Below are 22,220 nucleotides of genomic sequence, written 5' to 3' on the forward strand. Positions count from 1 at the left end.
CGCCCTCAGAAATTGATCATGTGGCCGGCGAGTCCGTGGACCGCCTCCTTGACCGCCTCGCCGAGCGTCGGGTGGGCGTGGACGTTGCGGGCCACCTCATGGACGGTCAGGTCCCACTGCTGGGCGAGGGTCAGTTCGGGGAGGAGTTCGGTGACGTCGGGGCCGATGAGATGGCCGCCGAGGAGTTCGCCGTACTTCCCGTCGCTGATCAGCTTCACGAAACCGGTGGCGTCGCCCAGGCCGTGCGACTTGCCGTTCGCCGTGAAGGGGAACTTGGCCACCTGGACGTCGTAACCCTGCTCGCGGGCCTGCGCCTCGGTGTAACCGAAGCTGGCGATCTGGGGCTGGCAGTACGTGGCGCGCGGAATCATCACGTACTCCAGCTCCATGGTCTCCGCGCCGGCGATGGTCTCGGCGGCGACGATGCCCATCGCCTCCGCGGCGTGCGCGAGCATCAGCTTCGCGGTGACGTCGCCGATGGCGTAGATGTGCGGAACGGAGGTGCGGCAGCGGCCGTCGACGTCGATGGCGCCGCGGTCCGTGACCCGTACGCCCGTCTTGTCCAGGCCGTAGCCCTCGATGTTCGGGGCGAAGCCGATGGCCTGGAGCACCTTGTCGGCCTCCAGCACCTGCTGGGAGCCGTCCTTCGCCGTCACCGTGACGCGGACCTGGGGGCCGGACTCGTCGATCGCGTCGACGCGGGTGGAGGTGAGCACGTCGATGCCCAACTTGCGGTACTGCTTGGCGAGTTCGGCGGAGACCTCGGCGTCCTCCAGCGGCGTCATACGGTCCAGGAACTCGACGATCGTGACCTTCACGCCGTAGTTGTTCAGGATGTACGCGAACTCGACACCGATCGCACCGGCGCCCGCGATCACGATGGAGGCCGGCAGGTCCTCGGCGAGGATCTGCTCCTCGAACGTCACCACGCGCGACGTACGGCGGGTGCCGGGCAGCAGCTTGGGGGTGGCTCCGGTGGCGATGATGCAGTGGTCGAAGGAGATGGTGCGGGTGTTGCCGTCGTAGTCGGCCACCTGGAGCGTGTGCGCGTCGAGGAAGGTGCCGCGGCCGCTGAGCTCCGTGATCTTGTTCTTCTTCATCAGGTAGTGGACGCCCTTGACCCGGCCGTCCGCGACCTTGCGGCTGCGCCGGTAGGCCTCGCCGTAGTCGAAGGAGACCTGCCCGTCGACCTTGATGCCGAAGGTCTTCGCCTCGCGCGTGAAGATGTGCGCGAGTTCGGCGTTACGCAGCAGGGCCTTGCTGGGGATGCAGCCCACGTTCAGGCATACGCCGCCCCAGTACTTCTCCTCGATCACCGCGACGCGCTTGCCCAGCTGGGCGGCGCGGATGGCGGCGACGTAGCCGCCGGGTCCCGCACCGAGTACGACGACATCGAAGCGCTCGCCCTGCTCGTCCATGGGGGTGTCCTTTCCAATGAGGGATGGCGACCCGGCACCTCGCCGTGACCGCCCTCGTCCTCAAAACAGCATGCGCTATCGGGGGTGACAGCCGGGTGACCCGGTCACCCGTGCGGCGCAATGGCGCTGGACACAACCCTGGCCCCGCTGACTCGTCTCGTCATGCGGGGGCGTCGGCGTTCGTGTACGGGGCAGCCGTTCCGTGGCCGGGTCTTCCCGCGGTCCCGCGCGGGAGCCCACCCCATTCGTGCGGCCCGGAACGGCTGCCCACCCCCCCATCCCCCTTGAAAGTGGATCAGGAAGTTTCGTGCTCCAAATGTGAAGCTCTGGTGGAGGAGTGTCGAGCATAAGCCTGTCACCGGCCTGAATTCCCCGGATGTTTCCATTCCGATTGTGCAGATTCCGCTTACGGCGGCTTCAGCCGCGCCCGATGAACGGCATCGTCGTCGCAAGCACCGTCGCGAACTGCACGTTCGCCTCCAGCGGCAACTCCGCCATGTGCCGCACCGTCCGGGCCACATCCGCGACATCCATCACGGGCTCCGGAACCATCTCGCCGTTTGCCTGCAATGCTCCCGTCCGCATGCGCTCGGTCATGTCGGTCGCCGCATTGCCGATGTCGATCTGGCCGCAGGCGATCCGGTACGGACGGCCGTCCAGGGACAGGGACTTGGTGAGGCCCGTCAGCGCGTGCTTGGTCGCGGTGTACGCCGCCGAGTGCGGCCGGGGCGTATGCGCCGAGATCGAACCGTTGTTGATGATCCGGCCGCCCTGCGGGGTCTGCTCCTTCATCTGCCGGTACGCCGCCTGCGCGCACAGGAACGCGCCGTCGAGGTTGGTGGCGACCACGTGGCGCCAGGCGTCGTAGGGCAGTTCCTCGAACGGGACGCCGCCAGGCCCGAACGTACCCGCGTTGTTGAAGAGCAGATCGAGCCGCCCAAACCGGTCCCGTACGGCGGCGAACAGTCCGGCCACGTCGTCGGGTCGTGAGACGTCGGCGCGTACGCAAAGGAAGTTGCCCTTCTCTGCCAGGGCTGCCGTCTCCTCCAGGGTCTGTGCGCGGCGGCCCGCGAGCGCCACGGACCAACCGGTGCGCAGAAGTTCCACGGTCACGGCCCGGCCGATGCCGGAACCTGCTCCGGTGACCAGCGCGATCTTCGTTTCCATGTCGTCCATGTCGTCCATGTCGTCCATGGGCCCGCAGCGTACGGGAGGGCCCGCCATCCGGAACTCATCCTTCGGCCATCTACCTGTTGTGTACGCGACAGGCTGCCGTCGACCCTGGCCACTCCAATGCGCTGTACAACAACCGTCAGGGGAGGGCCAGATGACACCCGCAGCCCGTCAACTACCGCCGCAGGAAAGCGTTTCACGGCACGCCCCCGAGCTTCGCGCCGCCGCCCGTCACCTCGGCCGGCGCCGCTTCCTCACCGTCACCGGCGCTGCCGCCGCGCTCGCCTTCGCCACCAACCTGCCGACCGCGGGCGTGGCCGGAGCCGCCGAACTCGACGCGGCGAAGATCACCGACGACCCCTTCACCCTGGGCGTCGGCTCCGGCGACCCGCAGCCCGGCTCCGTACTGCTGTGGACCCGCCTCGCTCCGGCCCCGTTCGAAGCCGGCTCCGGACTGCCCCCGCAGCGCGTCTCCGTGCAGTGGGAGTTGGCCCACGACGCGAAGTTCCGCCGGATCGCCAGACGCGGGACGACCGCCGCGCACCCCGAGTTCCACCACGCCGTACATGTCGAGGTGACCGGCCTCGACCCCGACCGCACCTTCTACTACCGCTTCCGTACGGGCCGTTGGGTCAGCGAGACCGGCCGTACGCGCACCGCGCCCGCGTCCGGCGCCCGCGTAGCCGAACTGACGCTGGCCGCCGTGTCCTGCCAGGCGTACCACGACGGCTACTTCACCGCGTACCAGCACCTCGCCGAGGACGACGTCGACATCGTTTTCCACGTCGGCGACTACCTCTACGAGTACGCCGTCAACTCCGTCGGCGGCGCCCGCAATTACACGGACCGCACGCTGCCCGACATCTTCAACCGCGAGACGATCACGCTGGAGGACTACCGGCTGCGGTACTCCCTCTACAAGTCCGACCCGGACCTGCGCGCCGCACACGCCGCGCACCCCTTCGTGGTCACCTGGGACGACCACGAGACCGAGAACAACTACGCCGACGACATCCCCGAGAACAACGTCCCGCCGGAGGAGTTCCTGCTGCGCCGCGCCGCCGCGTACCGGGCGTACTGGGAGAACCAGCCGCTGCGCCGTCCGCAGCAGCCGCAGGGTCCCGATATGCGGCTCTACCGGCGGCTGCGCTGGGGGCGGCTCGCACAGTTCGACATCCTCGACACCCGGCAGTACCGCACCAACCAGGCCAACGGCGACGGCTGGAAGACGCCCACGCCCGAGTCCGAGGCCGAGTCGCAGACGCTGCCCGGCCTTGAGCAGGAGCGCTGGCTGACCGACGGCTGGCAGCAGTCGAACGCGCTGTGGAACGTCCTTCCGCAGCAGGTCGTCTTCGCCCGCCGCAACCATGCCACTCCTGGCAACACCACGCGCAGCATGGACGCCTGGGACGGTTACCCGGCCTCCCGCGAGCGGCTCCTCAAGGGGGCCGAGGCGGCCGGTGTGGAGAACCTGATGGTGCTCACCGGTGACGTCCATGTGTCGTACGGCTTCGACATCAAGCGGGACTTCGACAACCAGGAGTCGCGCACGATGGGGACGGAGATCGTTACTACGTCGATCTCCAGTGGGCAGAACGGGGCTGCGCAGCCGCCGAACTGGGCGGGGTACTTGGCCGCCAATCCGCACATGAAGCACTACAACGGGCAGCGGGGGTATGTGACCGTTGCGCTTGGTCAGGGGGCGGCGAATGTGGACTTCAAGACGGTGTCGGCCGTTACGACGCCGGGGGCGCCGATCACGACCGCCGCGTCGTTTGTCACCGAGGTGGGGGATCAGGGCTTGAAGCCCGCGTAGGCGCTCCGCTGGGTTGGGCGGGGAACTGCGGTTGTTCGTTGGCTGCGGGCCGTCTGTGGCTGGTCGCGCAGTTCCCCGCGCCCCTTAGTAGGGGCGCTTGCCTGGGCGTCCGCTGTCCGGGCTGGACCCGCCTGAAAGGGGCGCTCCTTCAGCTGGCCTCTCCCGGACAGGTCACGCCTCCCCCGGATAAGTCATGCCTCCCCGGGAAAGGCCATGCCTCCCCGGAAGGTCACGCCTCCCCGGAAGGTCACGCCTCCCCGGAAGGTCACGCCTCCCCCGGATAAGTGACGCCGATGTGCTTCCGTACAGAGTCGAGCGTTCGCATCACGGCCAGCGTGCCGTTCAGCGGGACCAACGGAGACTCCGTCTCGCCCGCGCGCAAGCAGCGCATGACCTCTATGGCCTCGTGTTTGAGGCTGGCCCTTGTTGCGTCGGCCGCGGTGAATTCCTGCGGGTCGCGGCCGTCGCGGTGCAGGACGAAGCGGTCGGCGTGGAAGAAGCCGTACGGGATGTCGATGCGGCCCTGTGATCCGGTGACCGAGGCGGAGGTGGATGTGCCGCCGACTAGAGAGCAGTGCAGCGAAGCGAGAGCGCCGCTCTCCCAGGAGAGCAGCATTCCCGTCTGGAGATCGACGCTCTCGTCGGAGAGCACTGCTCTCGCCACTACCTCCGAGGGCTCTCCGAGCAGCAGGTGCGCGAACGACACCGGATAGACGCCCAGATCGAGCAGTGCGCCACCGCCCTGCGCCGGGTCGCGCAGCCGGTGAGTGGGCGGGAAGGGGCCGGAGAGGCCGAAGTCGGCCTGTATCGTGCGGACTTCACCGATGGCCCCGTCGTCGACGAGTTCCTTGAGGCGCCGGATCAGTGGATTGCAGTACATCCACATGGCCTCCATCAGGAAGCTGCCGCGCTCCTGCGCGAGGGCGACCAGTTCCTCGGCCTCACGCGCGTTCAGCGTGAACGCCTTCTCGCACAGCACATTGCGCCCCGCCTCCAGGCACAACCCCGCCGCGGCCCGGTGCGCCGAGTGCGGCGTGGCGACGTACACCACATCCACGTCCTCGTCCTGCGCGAGGGCGCTCCAATCGCCGTACGCCCTGGGTATCCCGAACCGGTCCGCGAACGCCTTCGCCGATTCCTCGGTCCGCGACGCCACCGCCACGACCTCCGCGTCCGGCAGATCCACCAGATCCGCCGTGAACGCCGCCGCGATCCCGCCGGTCGCCAGCACGCCCCAGCGCACGCGTTCCGCCGCCACTTCCGCCATCCCCGACCCCTCGCTCCACGGATCTGTGATTCGCCACCCTGTACGAGCTGAGAGCATAGGTCCAACGTTCAACCGGCAGGGAGGGGCATATGCCCGAGCAGGGCGGTACGAGACGGGACGAGGACGGGCAGGGCGGCCAGGAGGACGGAAAGGGCCACATGCCGGGCGCGGCGATCGCTTCGGCTACGGGAGCGGCCGCCGCGGACGCGATCCCTTCGCCCCGGGCGAGTGTGGAACCGGGCGTACGGCCGCCGGGCGCCCGCCGCTCCGTAGGCCTGCTCGTCACGCTCATCCTCGGTGGCCTCACCGCCGTACCGCCGCTGTCCATGGACATGTACCTCCCGGCGCTCCCGGAGGTCACCGACTCGCTGCACGCGCCCGCGGCCACCGTGCAGTTGACGCTCACCGCGTGCCTCGCGGGGATGGCGCTCGGGCAGCTGGTCGTCGGGCCGATGAGCGACAAATGGGGGCGCAGGCGGCCGTTGATGGTGGGGCTGCTGATCTACATCGTCGCCACCGCCGTCTGCGCGTTCGCACCCACCATCGAACTGCTCGTCGCCTTCCGGCTGCTCCAGGGGCTCGCGGGCGCGGCCGGGATCGTGATCGCGCGGGCCGTCGTACGCGATCTGTACGACGGCGTGGACATGGCGCGGTTCTTCTCCACGCTCATGCTGATCTCCGGAGTCGCGCCGATCATCGCGCCGCTCATCGGCGGACAGGTGCTGCGGATCACCGACTGGCGGGGCGTCTTCTACATCCTGGCGGCTGTCGGCGTCGTACTGACCGTCGTCGTCTGGCGTCTGCTGCCCGAGACGCTCGCGCCGGAACAACGGCACAGCGGAGGCGTCGCGGAAGCCCTGCGCACCATGCGCGGACTGCTCGCCGACCGCGTCTTCACCGGCTACATGCTCACCGGTGGCTTCGCCTTCGCCGCGCTCTTCGCGTACGTCTCGGCCTCGCCGTTCGTGATCCAGGAGATCTACGGCGCCTCTCCGCAGACGTTCAGCATCCTCTTCGGCGTCAACTCGGTCGGCCTCGTGCTGTTCGGCCAGATCAACGGCAAGATCCTCGTCGGCCGGGTCAGCCTCGACAAGGTGCTCTCGGCCGGACTCGCGATCGTCACCGCCGCGTCGGCCGCGCTGCTGCTGATGGCGGCGGGAGCCTTCGGCGAGGTGGGCCTCGTACCGATCTCCGTAGGCCTGTTCGTGCTGATGTCCGCGATGGGCCTGTGCCTGCCCAACACCAACGCACTCGCCCTGATGCGCACCCTGCACGCCGCGGGCTCCGCGTCCGCGCTGCTCGGCACCTCCTCCTTCCTCGTCGGCGCGATCGCCACACCCCTGGTGGGCATCGCCGGCGAACACACGGCCGTCCCGATGGCCGTCGTCCAACTGGCCTGCGCACTGGTGGCCGTGGGCTGCTTCATGGGACTGTGCCGTCCCTGGCAGCGACGCGCGGAGCTGAAAGGAGAGGACAGCTGAGCGCACCGAGACTGCGCCCCGGCACACCGGAACGTGCCGGGCTCGATCCCGATGAACTGGCTCAACTCGTACGGGAGGTCCGCGAACTCACCAGCGGGGACCCGCCCTGGGCCGCCGGCGCCGTGGTCATCGCCGGACGCGGCCCATTGATCGCCGTCGAGGAGGCCGCCGGCTGGGCGGTGCGATACGCCGCCTACGACGAGGACACCGGCCGCGGCCTCGAACTGCCGCGCAGCGCATGGGTTCCGGTGAGCGTGCACACGCCCTTCGACCTCGCGTCCCTGACCAAGCTCTTCACGAGCGTCGCCGCCGTCCAGCAACTGGAACGCGGCACGCTCGGCATCGACGCGCGCGTGGCGGCGTACCTCCCGGACTTCACGGCCGCGGCCGAACACGGCATCACCGTACGGCAGTTACTCACCCACACCTCCGGGCTGCGCCCCGAACTCCCGCTGTACGACTGCCGGAGCAACGCGGCACGGCTGGACCTGTTGCGGGCGGAGGCGCCGGTGTCGGAGCCGGGCGAGGAGCAGACGTACTCCGACCTCAACATGCTCCTCCTCCAGCACGTCCTGGAACGGACCACCGGCCGCCCGCTCGACGTCCTCGTACGGGAGGGGATCACCCGGCCGCTCGGGATGACGGCGACCCGTTTCGGGCCGTGCCCGGCTGCGGCGGCCACCGAGGACCAGCGAAGACCCTGGGCCAAGGCGGACCGCGGCATGCTGCGCGGCGTCGTCCACGACGAGAACGCCTGGGCTGTCGGCGGCGTCGCCGGCCACGCCGGCCTCTTCTCAACCGCCCGCGACCTGGCGGTCTTCTGCCGCACGCTACTCGTGGGCGGCTCGTACGGCACTGCCCGCGTCCTCAGCCCCGACTACGTCGAGCTGCTGTTCACCCCACCCGGGCTGGGCTTCGCACTCGACCAGCCATGGTTCATGGGGGAGTTGGCGGGCCGGGGAGCAGCCGGGCACACGGGCTTCACCGGTACGTCGCTGGTGCTGGACCCGGCAACGGACACGTTCCTGGTACTGCTGACGAACGCGGTCCATCCGCGACGGCGCCCCGCCCCGGACAACGGCCCGCGAGCCGCGGCGGGGACGCGGCTGGCGGGGGCGGTGCGGGGGATGTGAGAGGTGGGGGGTGGCATGGCTGTTGCGGGAACTTGTGACACTTACACGTGAAGGTGTCACAAGTTCCCGCAACAGCCTCGGGGGTGAGGGGCGCTCTGTGGGAGAGCAGTGCTCTCGAGGGTGATCGGCGCTCTTGGGTGTGAGCGGTGCTCGCGATTGGGGTGGGGCCTTGACCGCGAGCGGTGCTCTTGGCTGCGAGCAGTGCTCTCGAGTGCGAGCTGCGCTCTGACCAGTGAGCGGTGCTCTCGAGTGTGAGCGCAACTCTGGTCAGTGAGCAGCGCTCTATCCAGTGAGCGGTGCTCTCGTGCGCGGACGTTGGCCCGTCCTCTGCGGCGGCGAACGCCGTCACACCGCCTCGACGGGGACTGCCTTGCCACGGACGACATCCCACGAGAGCACCGTCGACCCTTCGCCCAACTCGTCTCACCGAACCTGCATCGCCCTGGTCACAGGGCCATCGCGTCCGGGACGTACCGAGACGGCGAACGGGCGCGGCTGTCATGGTGGAGCGCCCCCGCCGACCCGCCGCTGCCTCGAGCAGTCCGGGCGAGCGCGATGAGCGACGTGGTTCGAGAGGGCTGGGGCTCCGCCCGAATAATCGGTGTCTCCTGCGGCGTCCGCCCCGGTAGCGTCGCCGCCGTGACTCCAGCAGATCTCGCGGCCGCCATCTCCTACGGCGTACACACGGCCATCCAGTCCGGACGCATCTCAGCAGCGGTGCCCAAGGAGATCCGCGTGGAACGCCCCCGCCACCGCAGCCACGGCGACTACTCGACCAACGTCGCCATGCAACTCGCCAAGTCCGCGGGTCTGCCAGCCCGTGCCGTCGCCGAAGTGCTGGCCCCGCTGGTGAGCGCGGCCGCCGGAGTAGCGAAGGCCGAGGTCGCGGGCCCCGGATTCCTCAACATCACGCTGGAGAGCGCGGCGATCGGCGCCCTCGCGCGCGACATCGTCCTGGCCGGTGACGCCTATGGCCGCACGGACCGGCTCGAAGGCCTTCGGCTCAATGTGGAGTTCGTCTCGGCGAACCCCACCGGGCCGGTGCACATCGGCGGGGCCCGGTGGGCGGTCGTGGGCGATGTGCTCGCCCGGCTGCTCGAGGCAGCGGGCGCAGACGTGTCGCGGGAGTACTACTTCAACGATGCCGGCGTGCAGATCGACCGTTTCGCCCGCTCGCTGCTCGCCGCGGCGCAGGGCTCGCCGGTGCCCGAGGACGGCTACAGCGGGGCGTACATCGAGGAGATTGCCGCAGCGGTACTGCGTCGGCGGCCCGCGGCCCTGGAACTGCCGGAGTCCGAGGCTCTTGCCGCCTTCCGGACGGAGGGCACGACGCTGATGTTCGACGAGATCAAGACGTCGCTCGCCGCGTTCGGTACCCGCTTCGACGTCTACTTCAACGAGAAGGACCTGCACGACCAGGGGGACCTGGACGCTGCTGTCGCCCGCCTGCGGGAGGGCGGTCACGTCTTCGAGGACAAGGGCGCGGTCTGGCTGCGCACCACGGACTTCGGTGACGACAAGGACCGGGTCCTGGTGAAGAGCGACGGGTCCTGGACGTACTTCACCGCGGACTGCGCGTACTACCTGAACAAGCGGTCCCGGGGCTTCGAGCGGGTCGTCATCATGCTCGGCGCCGACCACTCGGGCTATGTGGGCCGGATGCGGGCCATGGCGGCCTGCTTCGGTGACGACCCTGACACGCACCTGGAGATCCTGATCGGCCAGCTGGTCAACCTGGTCAAGGACGGGGAGCCGGTCCGGATGAGCAAGCGGGCGGGCACCGTCCTCACCCTCGACGACCTGGTCGAGGCGGTCGGCGTGGACGCCGCGCGGTATGCGCTCGCGCGGGCCAGCGTGGACGCGATGATCGACCTCGACATCGACCTGCTCACCCGGCGGTCGAACGACAACCCCGTCTACTACGTCCAATACGCGCACACGCGGCCGTGCGCCGTACAGCGCAGGGCGGAGGAAGCCGGGATCGAGAAGGGCACACCGCAGGACTTCGACCCCTCCCTGCTCACCCACGAGCGGGAGGCCGACCTGCTGGGCATGCTGGCCGAGTTCCCGCAGGTCGTGGCCACCGCCGCCACGCTGCGCGAGCCGCACCGGGTCGCGCACTACCTGGAGCAGCTGGCCGGCACGTACCACCGCTTCTACGACGCCTGCCGGGTCCTGCCGCGGGCCGGCGAGGACCCGGACGACCGCACCCGGGCCAGGCTGTGGCTGACGGACGCCAGCAGGCTGGTGCTGAGCAACGGGCTCCAGTTGCTCGGGGTCTCGGCACCGGAACGAATGTGAGCGCGCAACCGCTGACCACCCAATAGCACGCTCAACGCGTCGGAGCGGGCGCGGGGATATGCGGACCTGCTGAAGGGCGGGGAGGGCTGAGCGGTCTGTCCGCGTCCGCTCGGCTCCTTCGGCTCCTTCGGCTCCTTCGGCTCCTCAGGACTGGTACGGCTGCTGTTGATGCGGCTGTCCCTGTCCGTACGCCTGGCCGCCGGGTCCGTTCGTGCCCTGTGCCTGCAGCTGCTCCGCCTGCTCCTTGCTGATCTTCGTCTCCGCGCCGCAGAAGGTGCACTGCGTCATGTACTTCGTCGAGAACGGGAAGAGCGGCACAAAGAACAGCGTGAACTTCGTGACGCGTTTCTTGAGGGTGTGCGCGGCGGGGTTGCCGCAGCGGCCGCACATCACCGTCAGTATCGCGAGTTGGTAGAGGTATCCCTTGGTGCCAAAGATGATCATGTCGGCCTGTCCTTCCCGGACTGCTCTCGGTCGTCGTCGCGGCCTCAACCGTCGTGGCCCCAACCCTAGAATCACCATGTGAACGTCCCACTATCCCCTGATGACTCCCTGCGCACCGCCCTGGCCGGGCTCGTCGACGGACTGCCGCCGCGGGTGGCCGCTCAGGCGGTCGAGCGGTTGATCGCGAACTATCGGGGGCGTACGCCGACGGATGCGCCGGTGTTGCGGGATCGTTCCGATGTGGTCGCGTATGCGGCGTACCGGATGCCGGCGACGTACGAGGCGGTGTGCTCGGCGTTGGAGGCCTTCGCGGAGGCGGTGCCCGGGTGGGTGCCCGCCGGTCATGTGGATGTCGGGGGCGGGACCGGGGCGGCGACCTGGGCCGTGAGCGCCACCTGGGCGGGGGAGCGGGCGGTTACCGTGCTCGACTGGGCCGAGCCCGCGCTGGCGGTCGGGCGTGAAATCGCCGCCGCCAACCCGGAGTTGAAGGCGGCCGAGTGGCAGCGCTCTCGTATTGGAGCGGCGCTCACGATCGAGAGCACTGATCTCGTGACGATCTCGTACGTCCTCGGCGAGCTGACCGAGACCGACCGTGCCGCCGTCGTCGACGCCGCCGCGGCCTCCGGCCAGGCCGTCGTGGTCGTCGAGCCCGGCACCCCCGACGGCTACGCCCGCGTCATCGCGGCCCGCGACCGCCTCATCGACGCCGGCTTCCACATCGCGGCCCCCTGCCCCCACAGCGCGACCTGTCCCATCGTCCCCGGCCAGGACTGGTGCCACTTCTCGGCCCGGGTCAGCCGTTCCTCCCTGCACCGGCAGGTCAAGGGCGGCTCCCTGCCCTACGAGGACGAGAAGTTCAGCTACGTAGCCGCCGCCCGCTTCCCGACGACTCCGGCTCCGGCCCGCGTGGTCCGTCGCCCGCAGATCCGCAAGGGCCAGGTGCTCCTAGACCTCTGCGACACCGAGGAGCGCCTGCGACGCGAGACGGTGACGAAGCGCCATGGCCCGCTGTACCGGGCGGCTCGCGACGTGGATTGGGGCGACGGGTGGCCTCCCTCGGGGGCGTAGCGCCGACTCGCGGCGGGGTTTGTTTCGCCCCCGCCGCCCCTACCCGTCCCATCCTCGGGGCTTCGCCCCGAACCCCACTTGGGGCTGCGCCCCTGGACCCCGGCTGGGGCTGCGCCCCGAACCCCACCTGGGGCTGCGCCCCTGGACCCGGCTGGGGCTGCGCCCCGAACCCCACCTGGGGCTCCGCCCCTGGACCGCGCTGGGGCTCCGCCCCAGACCCCACCTGGGGCTCCGTCCCTGGACCCGGCTGGGGCTGCGCCCCGAACCCCACCTGGGGCTCCGCCCCTGGACCGCGCTGGGGCTCCGCCCCAGACCCCGCATCGGCCTGAACGGCCTCGTCCTCAAACGCCGGACGGGCTGGTTGATGCGGGCCTGCGCTGAAAAAGTTCGGCCGCGAAAACTCTGCCCCGCTGGAAATTCGGCCCGGCCGCAAAAATTCAGCCCCTCCGGCGTTTGAGGAGCGGGGGTTCGGGGGCTGGCCCCCGAAACGGGGTCCGGGGCGGAGCCCCGAGGGGGTCTGGGGGCGGAGCCCCGAGCAGGGTCCAGGGGCGGAGCCCCTTGGTATGGGACGGGTAAGGGCGGCGGGGGCGAACCCCCCCGCGCCGGAGGCGGCCCGTGGCGAGACGGCACGTCTTGTCGCCCTGGTAAATTCGGCGCATGGCCCAGAAGTCCGCCCAGCCCTCGCAGAAGCCCGCCCCCAACTCCACCCGCCGCAGCGAGCGATCCCGGCGTGCCATCTACGCCGCCGCCCTCACCCTCGTCGGCGAGGTCGGTTACGCCAAGACCACCATCGAGGGCATCGCCGCCCGCGCCGGAGTCGGCAAGCAGACGATCTACCGCTGGTGGCCGTCCAAGGCCGACGTACTCCTCGAGGCCTTTCTCGATCTGAGCGAGCAGGCCTCGGAACTGGCCGTGAAGGAAGGACAGGAGCCCTACGAATTCCCGGACACCGGCGACCTCGCGGCAGACCTCAAGTTCGTGCTGCGCGCCACCGTCGACGAACTGCTCAACCCCCGGTTCGAGGCGCCGAGCCGCGCACTGGCCGCCGAGGGAGTCGTCAACGAACAACTCGGCGCAGTCTTCGTGGCCAAGCTCCTCGAACCCTCGCTCCAGCTCTACGTTCAACGCCTGCGCGCCGCTCAGGACCAGGGCGCCGTACGCCCCGAAATCGACCCGCGCATCGCCCTGGAGCTCTTCGTCTCACCCCTCGCCCAGCGCTGGCTCCAGCGCACGGGGCCGATCTCGTACGAGTACGTCGACACCCTCGTCGACTACGCGCTCCACGGCCTCGCCCCGCGCTGACTCGCAATTGTGACCAGGGCGACACCGGGGGTACGTAGAACCGGCCGCCAAATCCCCTCAAAGTGCGTGATAGCGCCTGATCCCTGTGTCGCGCACGCATCGCCCCACCCACCCCAGGACGGGCGCTTCGGCACCCCGTGCCGCCGAATGGTGAGACCATGAGGCATGCTGTCCGCAACACGCTGTCCGCACAACAGCGAGGCGAGGGGATAGATGAGCGCAGAGTTCGGCCGCCGTTCGAGCGGCGGGCAGGGCAGGATCTCCCAGTGGCTGCGCGGCCGCCGACGTCCCTCGACGAGCGATGCCGCCGACGACACCAGCCGTGAGGAACTGCTCCTCGCCGCCGCAGGCGCCGGGCTGCCGCTCGCGCCCGCCGCCCACCCCTCCGGCTACCGGTGCTCCTGCGACCGCGTCGGCTGTCCCACCCCCGCCCGGCACCCCGTGTCGTTCGCCTGGCAGACCCAGTCCACGACCGACCGCGCGCAGATCGAGCGGTGGGCCCGGCATCAACCGCAGGCCAACTTCATCACCGCGACGGGGATGGTTCACGACGTACTCGATGTGCCCCTCGACGCGGGTCGTGAGGCGCTGGAGCGGCTGCTCGCCTCCGGGATCGAGGTCGGGCCCGTGGCCGAGTCCGGCGGTGACCGGATGCTCTTCTTCACGGCGACGCGTGGTACGCCTGAGGACGAGGACGAGTGGTGGCCCTGTGAGCTGGACTGTCATCCCGAGACGATGGATGAGCATCCGGGGTTGCGGTGGCACTGCCGTGGGTCGTACGTGCTGGTGCCGCCCGCGCAGCTTCCCGGTGACCTTTCGGTCACGTGGGTGCGCGGGCCTGAGCATCCGCTCCCGGATCCGCTGACGCTGCTCGAGATCCTTACGGATGAGTGCGGCCGGTACGCGGGGGCGCAGCCGGAGCACTTGGCTTGGCCCTTGCGGGGCTGACGCCGAGCGCTCTCGCGGGGGCGTGATTCGTCTGCGGGTGCGTTGTGGCTGATCGCGCCCACGCGCGGAGCCGCAAATTCGATACAGCCCCGCGCCCCTAAAAGGGGCGCTGCCCGCATCCTCGCTTCCAAGGGCAGCCGAACTCGCCCTTGGCCCCGTCCCCAAAGGGGCTCTTGCTCGCCCGTCGCCGCCGCTTCCAAAGGCGCCCTTACTCCCCCTTCGCCCCCGTAAGCCCCTGAATCCTCGCCAAGAACTGCACCTTCTGGTCCGCCGAGCCCGGCCCCGGGTCCAGTACCGCCTGGTTCGACACCGACTCCAGGGTGATCGACTGCTTGGCCTCGCCCGTCATCAGGGCTTTTACGTTCGCGTCGGAGACGTTCAGCGGGACGCCCTGCGCCGCCGTCTGCTTCTCGTAGTGGCGGGTGGTGAAGAAGACCAGGGCGCTGCCGTCCGTGGTGCGCAGGCCCAGGGGGGCGTAGTCGCCGGAGGTCAGCGGCTCGTCGAGGTACTGGCGGACCAGGCCCGGCTTCTCCGCGTTCTTCTCGCGGAGGTCCCGCCAAGCCGAGGTGTGCGGGCCCTCCGCGAAGGCGGCGCCGCCGTCCTTCAGATACGTCGCGTACGTCTCGGCGAGGTCCCGCGGCGGTACGGCCAGATCCGCGGCGTTCGCGGTGACCGGCTCGGCCCAGCCGTCCTTGTCCTTCTTGAACTCCGGTACGTCGTCGGCGGCGAGGATCGTCAGATACGCGACCTCCCACACCTCGTCGGCGCCGCCCCGGGTGAAGACGAGCAGCCAACGGGTGTTGCCGGCGCCCTTGTTGGCCTTCGAGTCGGCCACGAACCAGCGCGGCCAGCCCGCCTTCTTGGGGATGGTGAACTCGGTGTCCGTCAGCTTCAGCGGGGCGTAGTCGGGATTGCCGCCCGGCTGGTTCTTCGCGCCCGCCCTGAGCTTGGCGCCGTCGATGTCGGCGAGCGGGCCGGTGACCCGGGCGGCGTCGAGGGCCCGGTCGTTGGCCGCGTTGGCCTCGTTGTAGGCGGCCGTGAAGTCCTTGAGGGCACGCGCGGCCTCGGGCTTCGTGGCCCCCGGGAGGATCTCCCGCTCCCCGTGCACCACCATGCACCCGCTCGCCGTCACCGACAGCACGGTGACCGCTGCCGCCGACGTGCCCAACCGGCCCCACCTGCGAAGTGTCTGCGGCGTCTTCATCGGATCGTCTTCACCTTCCCCTTCCCGGAGGCGAACCCTATCGGGGCGGGGAAACGCGCCGCACACGGGACCACGTACGAGAGCCCACCTCAGGCCCCTCTCAGGCCTCCTCGACCGTTCCTCTGGCCTCCTCGACCTTCTCGCGCACCGGAGCGGGCGTCTTCGCCGTCCCGCCGCCGAGCCGCATCGGTGACAGGAAGAGGGCGAGCGTCGGCACCAAGTACAGCGCCCACGCGATGACTTGTGGCGGCGCGCTGCCAGGAGGCGGTGACGTACCAGCGGCCGCGCGCCACATCGTGGTGGACGCGGTTGGCGCTCAGGATGGCGGCGCCCTCTTCCGCTTCCCCGAGGGAACGGGAACGTACGACGAGAAGGAGCAGACCCTCGACGCGTCCTTCACCGGAGCGGTGCGCTTCACCGGCGAACACGGCCTCGACCTGCGGCTCAGCGCGATCAAGGCGGCAGTAGCCGATGGCCGGGGCACGCTCTACGCCGACGTGACCGGCCCCGAGTTGGAGGAGAAGAAGGTCCCGCTGGTCACCTTCGAGGCCAAGGACTTCAAGCCCAAGGACGGCCTCGCCGCGCTGACGGAGGCACCCGCGAAACTGACCGCCGAGGGCGCGAAGGCCTTCGCCGGGATGTACAAGGCGGGCACGGAAATGGACCGGGTCTCCCTCGCCGTCGCCCTGACCGACAGCGCCCAACTGCCCGCACTGCCCGACCTGGGCAGCACCGAGTCCGCCACACCCACCGCCACACCGAAGGCCGACGCGGCCAAGGAGTCGGGGCCCAAGAGCGGCGACTCCGGCTCACTGACCGCCGACGTGAACAGCCTCGGCGAGAAGTCCGGCGACGTGGTCCTCGCCGACCTTCAGCCGGGGTCGGCGGACCTGGTCGCCGAGGACGACGTCATCACGCTGCAGGATGTCACCGCCAAGCTCACCGCGGCGGGCTCGGACGCCTTCGGCGGCTTCTACAAGGCCGGCGCCGAACTCGACCCGCTGGACCTCGCGGTAGCCCTTTCGGCTGACGCCGAGCTCCCGCCGACTGACGACCCGAGCGCTTCCGCGACCCCGACGGATGCCTCCGGCACGGCTGGCGGCACGGGCGTGGGCACGACCGGCTCCACCACGGGCGGCACCACCGGCGGCGTAACGGGCGGCCTGGCCGCCACCGGCTCCTCCGTCCCGGCCGGCGCCCTCGGCGCGGTGGCCGCCGTGACGGTCGCGGCGGGCGCGGGCGTGGTCTTCGCGGTACGCCGGCGCAGGGCGGGGGAGAAGGGCTGATCGATAGCCGCCCGCGGGGGGATGTTTGAATGCCCGAGTGACTGACTACGACGTGCTGCGCGTGTTCTGCGGCCCCGGCGAGCGCCACGGAAACGCCCTGGCGGTCGTACGCGACGGCTCCCGAATGCCGCAACGCGACGACCGCCAGGCCTTCGCGGCCCAACTCGGCTTCAGTGAGACGGTGTTCGTCGATGACCCCGAGCGCGGGGTCATCGACATCTACACCCCCAGCGCACGCCTCCCCTTCGCCGGCTACCCCTGCGTCGGCGCGGCCTGGCTCCTCGACGTACCAGAACTCGTCACCCCCGCAGGCACGGTGGGCACCCGCCTGGACGGCGAGTTCAGCTGGATCGAGGCCCGCCCCGAGTGGGCCCTGCCGCGCACGCTGCGCCAGTACGGCTCGGCAGCCGAGGTCGACGCACTGGAGGTGCCCCCACCGGGGGAGTGGCTCTACGTCTGGGCCTGGCAGGACGAGGCAGCGGGCCGTGTCCGAGCCCGAGGCTTCCCAGGCCGAGGCGACGGCATAGAGGAGGACGAGGCAACGGGCGCGGCAGCCCTCCAGCTGACAGCCCAACTGGGCCGAGCCCTGAACATCACCCAGGGCGCGGGCTCCCAACTCCTGACGGCACCACAGCCGGAGGGATGGGTAGAGGTAGGCGGCAGGGTGTTCCTGGAGCACTGAGGGCTACGGGGCCTCTTTACGCGGACGCGTCCTGGGAAGGGGCGGAGCCCCTTTTTTAGGGGCGCGGGGAACTGTGCGATCAACCACGACGGACCGGCACTCGAGATACAAACCGTGACCCCCACCCACCCAGGGGCGCGGGGCTGTGTCAATTTGCGGCTCAGCCGCGCGGGCGCGATAAGCCACAACGAACCCGCACGTTCAAACCGCACCCCCAGCGGAGCGCTCACGCGCTGACGCGAAACTCTTCCCCCAACGCAGAAAAGACCGCGCTGTTAAGCGCGAACGCCCGCTTGCACTCAGCAACAATCCGCTGCTTCTCCAAGTCATCGGCGCGAACACCGTCCAGCAGTTCGCGATAACCCCGCTTGAACGCCGCCGGGTTGGCGATCCGCTCAAACACGTAAAACCGCACCCCGTCACCCTTGCGCGCAAACCCCCACGTCTTCTCCGCCTTGTCACGGATGATCTGCCCCCCGGAGAGATCACCGAGATAACGCGTGTAGTGGTGGGCGACATAGCCCCCCGGCCAGGTGACCGCGCACTCCGTCACGCGCCGTGCGTACTCCTCCGTCGCAGGCAACGCCGTAAGCCCGGCCCGCCAGTCGGCGCCACGCAAGTGCGCAAGATCCCGCTCGAGCGCAGCAAGCCGCAGCAACTCGGGCTGGATAAAAGGCCCGGCGACCGAGTCGCCAGACAACCGCTCCGCCCCCTCCTCCAGCGCCCGATACACAAACCACAACTGCTCGGTGTAACGCGCGTAAGCGTCCACACCGAGCCGCCCACCGAGCAGGTCGCTCATGAACGTCGACGTCTCCGCCTCCACATGCTGCTCATGCGACGCCGTGCGGATGAGCGTCGAGAACGGTGTACTCGACGAGTTCATGTGGACCTCCGAGGCCGAAGGGAAGACGAGAGCCGAGCTCATCTTCTATGGTTAGGCTTACCTAAGTCAATGGATTTCCCGACACCCTGTCGGCAAAACCCTACCCCGAATCACCAGCACACCCACATGCCGGACCACATGAAAAAGCCGCCCGCTCCCAGGGGGAGGGAGCGGGCGGCTCTCACACCGTGACGCAGCAGGGCAACGGCCTAGGGCAACGGCCTAGGGCAACGTAAGAACCTCGGCCCCACTCTCGGTGACGACCAGCGTGTGCTCGAACTGAGCCGTCCGCTTACGGTCCTTCGTCACGACCGTCCACCCGTCGTCCCACATGTCGTACTCGTACGAGCCCAGCGTGAGCATCGGCTCGATGGTGAACGTCATCCCGGGCTGCATGACGGTGGTCGCGTTCGGGTTGTCGTAGTGCGGAACGATCAGCCCGGAGTGGAACGACGAGTTGATCCCGTGCCCCGTGAAGTCCCGTACGACCCCGTAGCCGAACCTCTTCGCGTACGACTCGATGACCCGCCCGATGACATTGATCTGCCGGCCGGGCTTGACGGCCTTGATGGCACGGTTCAGGGACTCGCGGGTGCGCTCGACGAGCAGCCGCGACTCCTCGTCCACCTCGCCCACGAGATACGTGGCGTTGTTGTCGCCGTGCACCCCGCCGATGTACGCCGTCACATCGAGGTTGATGATGTCGCCGTCCCTCAGCACCGTGGAGTCCGGAATGCCGTGGCAGATCACCTCGTTGACCGAGGTGCACAAGGACTTGGGGAAACCGCGGTAACCGAGCGTGGACGGGTAGGCCCCGTGGTCGCACATGTACTCATGGGCGACCCGGTCCAGTTCGTCCGTCGTCACCCCCGGCGCGATCTTCTTCGCGGCCTCGGCCAGCGCCCGCGCGGCGATCCGCCCGGCGAACCGCATGGCCTCGATCGTCTCGGGGGTCTGCACCTCCGGACCCTTGTACGGCGTCGGGGCGGGCTTGCCCACGTACTCGGGACGCCGGATGTTTCCCGGGACGGGACGGGTGGGAGAGAGCTCCCCTGGTACGAGCAGCGACTGGCCAGACATGCCAGCGAGTCTAACCAGCGGCGGCTGGGGGACGATGACCCTGGCGAAAGGAGCCGGAGCCATGGCCCTGTTCAAGAAGCGCACGGTCGGCAAACCGGGCGAGTGGTACTACTGCCTGGAGCACAAGAAGGTCGAAGAGGGCCCCGAGTGCCCCGCGAAAGACCGCATCGGCCCGTACGCGTCCCGAGGCGAGGCCGAACACGCGCTGGAGATCGCCCGCGAGCGCAATGTGGAATGGGAGACGGACCCCCGCTGGCACGACGGCACTCCGCGCGAGTGACTCCGTCGGTTGGGCGGTTGGGTTCGTTGTCGGGTGCGGGTTCGTTGTGGTTGCTCGCGTCCCGCGGCGGAGCCGCAAATGTCACAGCCCCGCGCCCCTTGGGTGGGTGGTGGGTGCGGGGCCGTGGGCCGGTGCGTCAGCCCGTCGCAGGGCGGGCATACGGCCCTGGCCTGGTACAAGGCCCTGGTTCTCCGAGACCGAACCTAAGCGACGGGCATACGACGCACCGGCCCACGACCCCTCCCGCCGGTGGGAGGGCGCCGGTTTCATCGGGGTGCGGGCTTTTTCGGTTCGCTTGCTCGGGTGCGGGCAGTCGCAGGCTTTTGCTTCTTAGGGGCGCGGGGCTGTGTCAATATGCGGCTCCGCCGCGTGGGCGCGACCAGCCACAACGCACCCGCAGCCGCGACACGCAGTGTCACCCACCACCCCCTGGCGGGCCTGGGGCGCAGCCCCCCACGCGGCGGAGCCGCCATTGATACAGCCGGGAAGGGGCGGGGCTGGGGAACTGACAGCCCCTGTCGGCGACCTGTCGGCGGTTTGTCAGTGCCCCCTGGCACCGTGGCGGCATGACGCGAATCGACAACAACCCCAGCGCCCGCGCAGGCAGTGCGGTCACCGTGCGGGGACTGGTCAAGCACTACGGCGAGACCAAGGCACTGGACGGCGTGGACCTGGACGTACGCGAGGGCTCAGTGATGGGCGTGCTCGGGCCGAACGGTGCCGGCAAGACCACCCTCGTACGGATCCTGTCCACCCTCATCCAGCCCGACGCCGGCCAGGCGACCGTCGCCGGCTACGACGTCGTACGGCAGCCCCGCCAGCTGCGCCGCGTGATAGGCCTCACCGGCCAGTACGCCTCCGTCGACGAAAAGCTCCCCGGCTGGGAGAACCTCTACATGATCGGCCGCCTGCTCGACCTGCCCCGCAAGGACGCAAGGTCCCGCGCGGACGAGCTGCTGGAGCGCTTCTCGCTCACCGATGCGGCGAAGCGGCCGGTGAACACGTACTCCGGAGGGATGCGGCGGCGCCTGGACCTGGCCGCGTCGATGATGGGGCAGCCGACCGTGCTGTATCTCGACGAACCGACCACCGGCCTCGACCCCCGCACCCGTAACGAGGTGTGGACGGAGATCAAGCGCATGGTCGGCGACGGCGTGACCGTACTGCTCACCACCCAGTACATGGAGGAGGCTGAGCAGCTCGCCTCCGAGCTGACCGTCGTGGACCACGGCAAGGTCATCGCGAACGGCGCCATCGACGAGCTGAAGGCGAAGGTCGGCGGCCGCTCCCTGCGGATCCGCCCGGCCGACCCGCTCGAGCTGCGCCCGCTGGCCGGCGCGCTCGACGAGCTGGGTATCACCGGGCTTGCCAGCACGACGGTGGACAGCGCGAACGGCACCCTCCTCGTGCCGATCCTCAGCGACGAGCAGCTGACCGCCGTGGTCGGCGCGGTCACCGTACGCGGGATCACGATCGCCTCGATCACCACCGAACTGCCCAGCCTGGACGAGGTGTTCCTGTCCCTCACCGGCCACCGCGCGAGCGCCCCGCAGGACGCCGTGCCCACCGACGCCCGCGAAGAGGTCTCCGTATGAGTGCCATCAGTACCGACATCATCAAGGGCGACGCCCGGATCAGTCCGCGCGCCCATCTGCGGCACACCGGCGCCCTGATCCGCCGCAATCTGCTGTGGATCCGGCAGGACCCGGAGTCGATGTTCGACGCCATCCTGATGCCGATCGTGTTCACGCTGTTGTTCGTGTACGTCTTCGGCGGCTCGATCGGGCAGGCGCTCGGCGGCGGCCAGGAAGACTACGTGCAGTACGTCGTGCCCGGAATGATGGCCATGATGGGCATGAGCATGGCCATGTCGGTCGGCACCGGCTTCAACACGGACTTCAACTCCGGTGTCATGGACCGCTTCCGGTCCCTGCCCATCGGACGTGGCTCGGTGCTCTTCGCCAAGATCGCGGTGGAACTGCTGCGGATGCTGCTCGCCACCACGATCATGCTGGTCGTCGGCGTTCTGGTCGGCTTCGACATCACCAACTGGGGTGGGCTGCTCGCGGCCATCGCGCTGGCCTCGCTGTTCGGCTCGGCGCTGATGTGGGTGTTCCTCACCCTGGGCGTGGTGCTGAAGACCGCGCAGTCCGTGCAGGGGCTGGGCTTCCTGGTGCTGATGCCGCTCCAGTTCGGCTCGTCGATCTTCGCGCCGACCGACTCGATGCCGGGCTGGCTGCAGTCCTTCACCGACGTCAACCCGCTGTCCTCGCTCGCGGACGCCGCGCGCGGGCTGATGGTGGGCGGTCCCGTCACGCACGACCTGTGGGTGACCGTCGCCTGGTCGGTGGGGCTCACGGCGGTCATGGCACCGATCGCGATCCACAAGTTCCGTACGAAGACCTGAGGTTGAAGACCTGAGGTTGACGTACCCGGCCCCGCGCCGGTGCG

At 69.5% G+C, this 22,220-nt stretch carries 18 protein-coding genes and 1 pseudogene; 12 read left to right on the forward strand and 7 right to left on the reverse strand.

Annotation, left to right across the window (positions count from 1 at the left end):
- Positions 1-5: 5 nt before the first annotated feature.
- The gene (gene lpdA, locus OHT21_RS34060) at positions 6-1,418 is read right to left on the reverse strand and encodes a dihydrolipoyl dehydrogenase (protein ID WP_328772095.1); all 1,413 of its coding nucleotides are present in this window, start codon (positions 1,416-1,418) and stop codon (positions 6-8) included.
- A 417-nt stretch (positions 1,419-1,835) separates the two neighbouring features.
- Positions 1,836-2,594 carry an SDR family oxidoreductase gene (locus OHT21_RS34065; protein WP_443050687.1) on the reverse strand — a complete coding sequence of 253 codons (759 nt, stop codon included), beginning with the start codon at positions 2,592-2,594 and terminating at the stop codon, positions 1,836-1,838.
- A gap of 151 nt (positions 2,595-2,745) precedes the next feature.
- Here OHT21_RS34065 and OHT21_RS34070 point away from each other — a divergent pair, with 151 nt between their 5' ends.
- On the forward strand, positions 2,746-4,407 hold the full coding sequence (locus tag OHT21_RS34070; protein WP_328772096.1) for an alkaline phosphatase D family protein: 1,662 nt from the start codon (positions 2,746-2,748) through the stop codon (positions 4,405-4,407).
- Between the two features lie 265 nt (positions 4,408-4,672).
- Here OHT21_RS34070 and OHT21_RS34075 read toward each other — a convergent pair whose 3' ends face one another.
- Positions 4,673-5,674, reverse strand: a complete 1,002-nt coding sequence (locus tag OHT21_RS34075; RefSeq protein WP_328772097.1) for a Gfo/Idh/MocA family protein — start codon at positions 5,672-5,674, stop codon at positions 4,673-4,675.
- 89 nt (positions 5,675-5,763) lie between these two features.
- On the opposite strand from OHT21_RS34075, the gene OHT21_RS34080 reads away from it, so the two are divergent.
- From OHT21_RS34080 to argS, 3 genes are all read left to right on the forward strand, one after another.
- Entirely contained in the window at positions 5,764-7,155 is a 1,392-nt protein-coding gene (locus tag OHT21_RS34080) for a Bcr/CflA family multidrug efflux MFS transporter (RefSeq protein ID WP_328772098.1), read from the forward strand.
- On the forward strand, positions 7,107-8,288 hold the full coding sequence (locus OHT21_RS34085) for a serine hydrolase domain-containing protein (RefSeq protein WP_328772099.1): 1,182 nt from the start codon (positions 7,107-7,109) through the stop codon (positions 8,286-8,288). The genes OHT21_RS34080 and OHT21_RS34085 overlap by 49 nt, the downstream gene beginning before the upstream one ends.
- Before the next feature lie 639 nt (positions 8,289-8,927).
- Positions 8,928-10,589 carry an arginine--tRNA ligase gene (gene argS, locus OHT21_RS34090; protein WP_328772100.1) on the forward strand — a complete coding sequence of 554 codons (1,662 nt, stop codon included), beginning with the start codon at positions 8,928-8,930 and terminating at the stop codon, positions 10,587-10,589.
- 144 nt (positions 10,590-10,733) lie between these two features.
- Here the strand turns inward: argS and OHT21_RS34095 are convergent, their stop codons facing one another.
- On the reverse strand, positions 10,734-11,033 hold the full coding sequence (locus OHT21_RS34095; RefSeq protein WP_328772101.1) for a zinc-ribbon domain-containing protein: 300 nt from the start codon (positions 11,031-11,033) through the stop codon (positions 10,734-10,736).
- 78 nt (positions 11,034-11,111) lie between these two features.
- Here OHT21_RS34095 and OHT21_RS34100 point away from each other — a divergent pair, with 78 nt between their 5' ends.
- The 3 genes from OHT21_RS34100 to OHT21_RS34110 all read left to right on the forward strand — a co-directional run bounded on the left by OHT21_RS34100 (position 11,112) and on the right by OHT21_RS34110 (position 14,351).
- Positions 11,112-12,101 (forward strand): small ribosomal subunit Rsm22 family protein, encoded by a 990-nt coding sequence (locus OHT21_RS34100; protein ID WP_328772102.1) that lies wholly within the window; start codon positions 11,112-11,114, stop codon positions 12,099-12,101.
- 657 nt (positions 12,102-12,758) lie between these two features.
- Positions 12,759-13,403 carry a TetR/AcrR family transcriptional regulator gene (locus tag OHT21_RS34105; RefSeq protein ID WP_328772103.1) on the forward strand — a complete coding sequence of 215 codons (645 nt, stop codon included), beginning with the start codon at positions 12,759-12,761 and terminating at the stop codon, positions 13,401-13,403.
- 213 nt (positions 13,404-13,616) lie between these two features.
- Complete coding sequence (locus OHT21_RS34110; RefSeq protein ID WP_328772104.1) at positions 13,617-14,351, forward strand: bifunctional DNA primase/polymerase; 735 nt, start codon at positions 13,617-13,619, stop codon at positions 14,349-14,351.
- Between the two features lie 208 nt (positions 14,352-14,559).
- Here OHT21_RS34110 and OHT21_RS34115 read toward each other — a convergent pair whose 3' ends face one another.
- A complete protein-coding gene (locus OHT21_RS34115) occupies positions 14,560-15,555 on the reverse strand; it encodes a hypothetical protein (RefSeq protein WP_328772105.1) in 996 nt (331 codons plus the stop codon).
- Positions 15,556-15,860: 305 nt separating this feature from the next.
- Here OHT21_RS34115 and OHT21_RS44835 point away from each other — a divergent pair.
- Positions 15,861-16,841, forward strand: a pseudogene (locus OHT21_RS44835) (HtaA domain-containing protein); the annotation flags it as partial.
- Between the two features lie 37 nt (positions 16,842-16,878).
- Positions 16,879-17,523: a PhzF family phenazine biosynthesis protein gene (locus OHT21_RS34130; RefSeq protein WP_328772106.1), complete on the forward strand. Its 645-nt coding sequence runs from the start codon at positions 16,879-16,881 to the stop codon at positions 17,521-17,523.
- Between the two features lie 226 nt (positions 17,524-17,749).
- Here OHT21_RS34130 and OHT21_RS34135 read toward each other — a convergent pair whose 3' ends face one another.
- Positions 17,750-18,409, reverse strand: a complete 660-nt coding sequence (locus OHT21_RS34135; RefSeq protein ID WP_328772107.1) for a biliverdin-producing heme oxygenase — start codon at positions 18,407-18,409, stop codon at positions 17,750-17,752.
- A 222-nt stretch (positions 18,410-18,631) separates the two neighbouring features.
- Positions 18,632-19,489: a type I methionyl aminopeptidase gene (map, locus tag OHT21_RS34140; protein ID WP_328772108.1), complete on the reverse strand. Its 858-nt coding sequence runs from the start codon at positions 19,487-19,489 to the stop codon at positions 18,632-18,634.
- A gap of 61 nt (positions 19,490-19,550) precedes the next feature.
- Between map and OHT21_RS34145 the strand changes: the two genes are divergently transcribed.
- The 3 genes from OHT21_RS34145 to OHT21_RS34155 all read left to right on the forward strand — a co-directional run bounded on the left by OHT21_RS34145 (position 19,551) and on the right by OHT21_RS34155 (position 22,176).
- Positions 19,551-19,769, forward strand: a complete 219-nt coding sequence (locus OHT21_RS34145) for a hypothetical protein (RefSeq protein WP_328772109.1) — start codon at positions 19,551-19,553, stop codon at positions 19,767-19,769.
- A gap of 566 nt (positions 19,770-20,335) precedes the next feature.
- Complete coding sequence (locus OHT21_RS34150; protein ID WP_328772110.1) at positions 20,336-21,364, forward strand: ATP-binding cassette domain-containing protein; 1,029 nt, start codon at positions 20,336-20,338, stop codon at positions 21,362-21,364.
- Positions 21,361-22,176 carry an ABC transporter permease gene (locus tag OHT21_RS34155; protein ID WP_328772111.1) on the forward strand — a complete coding sequence of 272 codons (816 nt, stop codon included), beginning with the start codon at positions 21,361-21,363 and terminating at the stop codon, positions 22,174-22,176. The genes OHT21_RS34150 and OHT21_RS34155 overlap by 4 nt, the downstream gene beginning before the upstream one ends.
- Positions 22,177-22,220: the final 44 nt, after the last annotated feature.

The sequence above is a fragment of the Streptomyces sp. NBC_00286 genome (assembly GCF_036173125.1).
GTDB lineage: Bacteria > Actinomycetota > Actinomycetes > Streptomycetales > Streptomycetaceae > Streptomyces.

Excerpts from the sequence above, each read along its gene's own strand:
- OHT21_RS34115 (WP_328772105.1), bottom strand. The coding sequence starts at position 15,555 with ATGAAGACGCCGCAGACACTTCGCAGGTGGGGCCGGTTGGGCACGTCG.
- OHT21_RS34080 (WP_328772098.1), top strand. The coding sequence starts at position 5,764 with ATGCCCGAGCAGGGCGGTACGAGACGGGACGAGGACGGGCAGGGCGGC.
- map (WP_328772108.1), bottom strand. The coding sequence starts at position 19,489 with ATGTCTGGCCAGTCGCTGCTCGTACCAGGGGAGCTCTCTCCCACCCGT.
- OHT21_RS34110 (WP_328772104.1), top strand. The coding sequence starts at position 13,617 with ATGAGCGCAGAGTTCGGCCGCCGTTCGAGCGGCGGGCAGGGCAGGATC.
- OHT21_RS34065 (WP_443050687.1), bottom strand. The coding sequence starts at position 2,594 with ATGGACGACATGGAAACGAAGATCGCGCTGGTCACCGGAGCAGGTTCC.
- OHT21_RS34095 (WP_328772101.1), bottom strand. The coding sequence starts at position 11,033 with ATGATCATCTTTGGCACCAAGGGATACCTCTACCAACTCGCGATACTG.
- OHT21_RS34105 (WP_328772103.1), top strand. The coding sequence starts at position 12,759 with ATGGCCCAGAAGTCCGCCCAGCCCTCGCAGAAGCCCGCCCCCAACTCC.
- lpdA (WP_328772095.1), bottom strand. The coding sequence starts at position 1,418 with ATGGACGAGCAGGGCGAGCGCTTCGATGTCGTCGTACTCGGTGCGGGA.
- OHT21_RS34155 (WP_328772111.1), top strand. The coding sequence starts at position 21,361 with ATGAGTGCCATCAGTACCGACATCATCAAGGGCGACGCCCGGATCAGT.
- OHT21_RS34150 (WP_328772110.1), top strand. The coding sequence starts at position 20,336 with ATGACGCGAATCGACAACAACCCCAGCGCCCGCGCAGGCAGTGCGGTC.
- OHT21_RS34135 (WP_328772107.1), bottom strand. The coding sequence starts at position 18,409 with ATGAACTCGTCGAGTACACCGTTCTCGACGCTCATCCGCACGGCGTCG.
- OHT21_RS34070 (WP_328772096.1), top strand. The coding sequence starts at position 2,746 with ATGACACCCGCAGCCCGTCAACTACCGCCGCAGGAAAGCGTTTCACGG.
- OHT21_RS34075 (WP_328772097.1), bottom strand. The coding sequence starts at position 5,674 with ATGGCGGAAGTGGCGGCGGAACGCGTGCGCTGGGGCGTGCTGGCGACC.
- OHT21_RS34145 (WP_328772109.1), top strand. The coding sequence starts at position 19,551 with ATGGCCCTGTTCAAGAAGCGCACGGTCGGCAAACCGGGCGAGTGGTAC.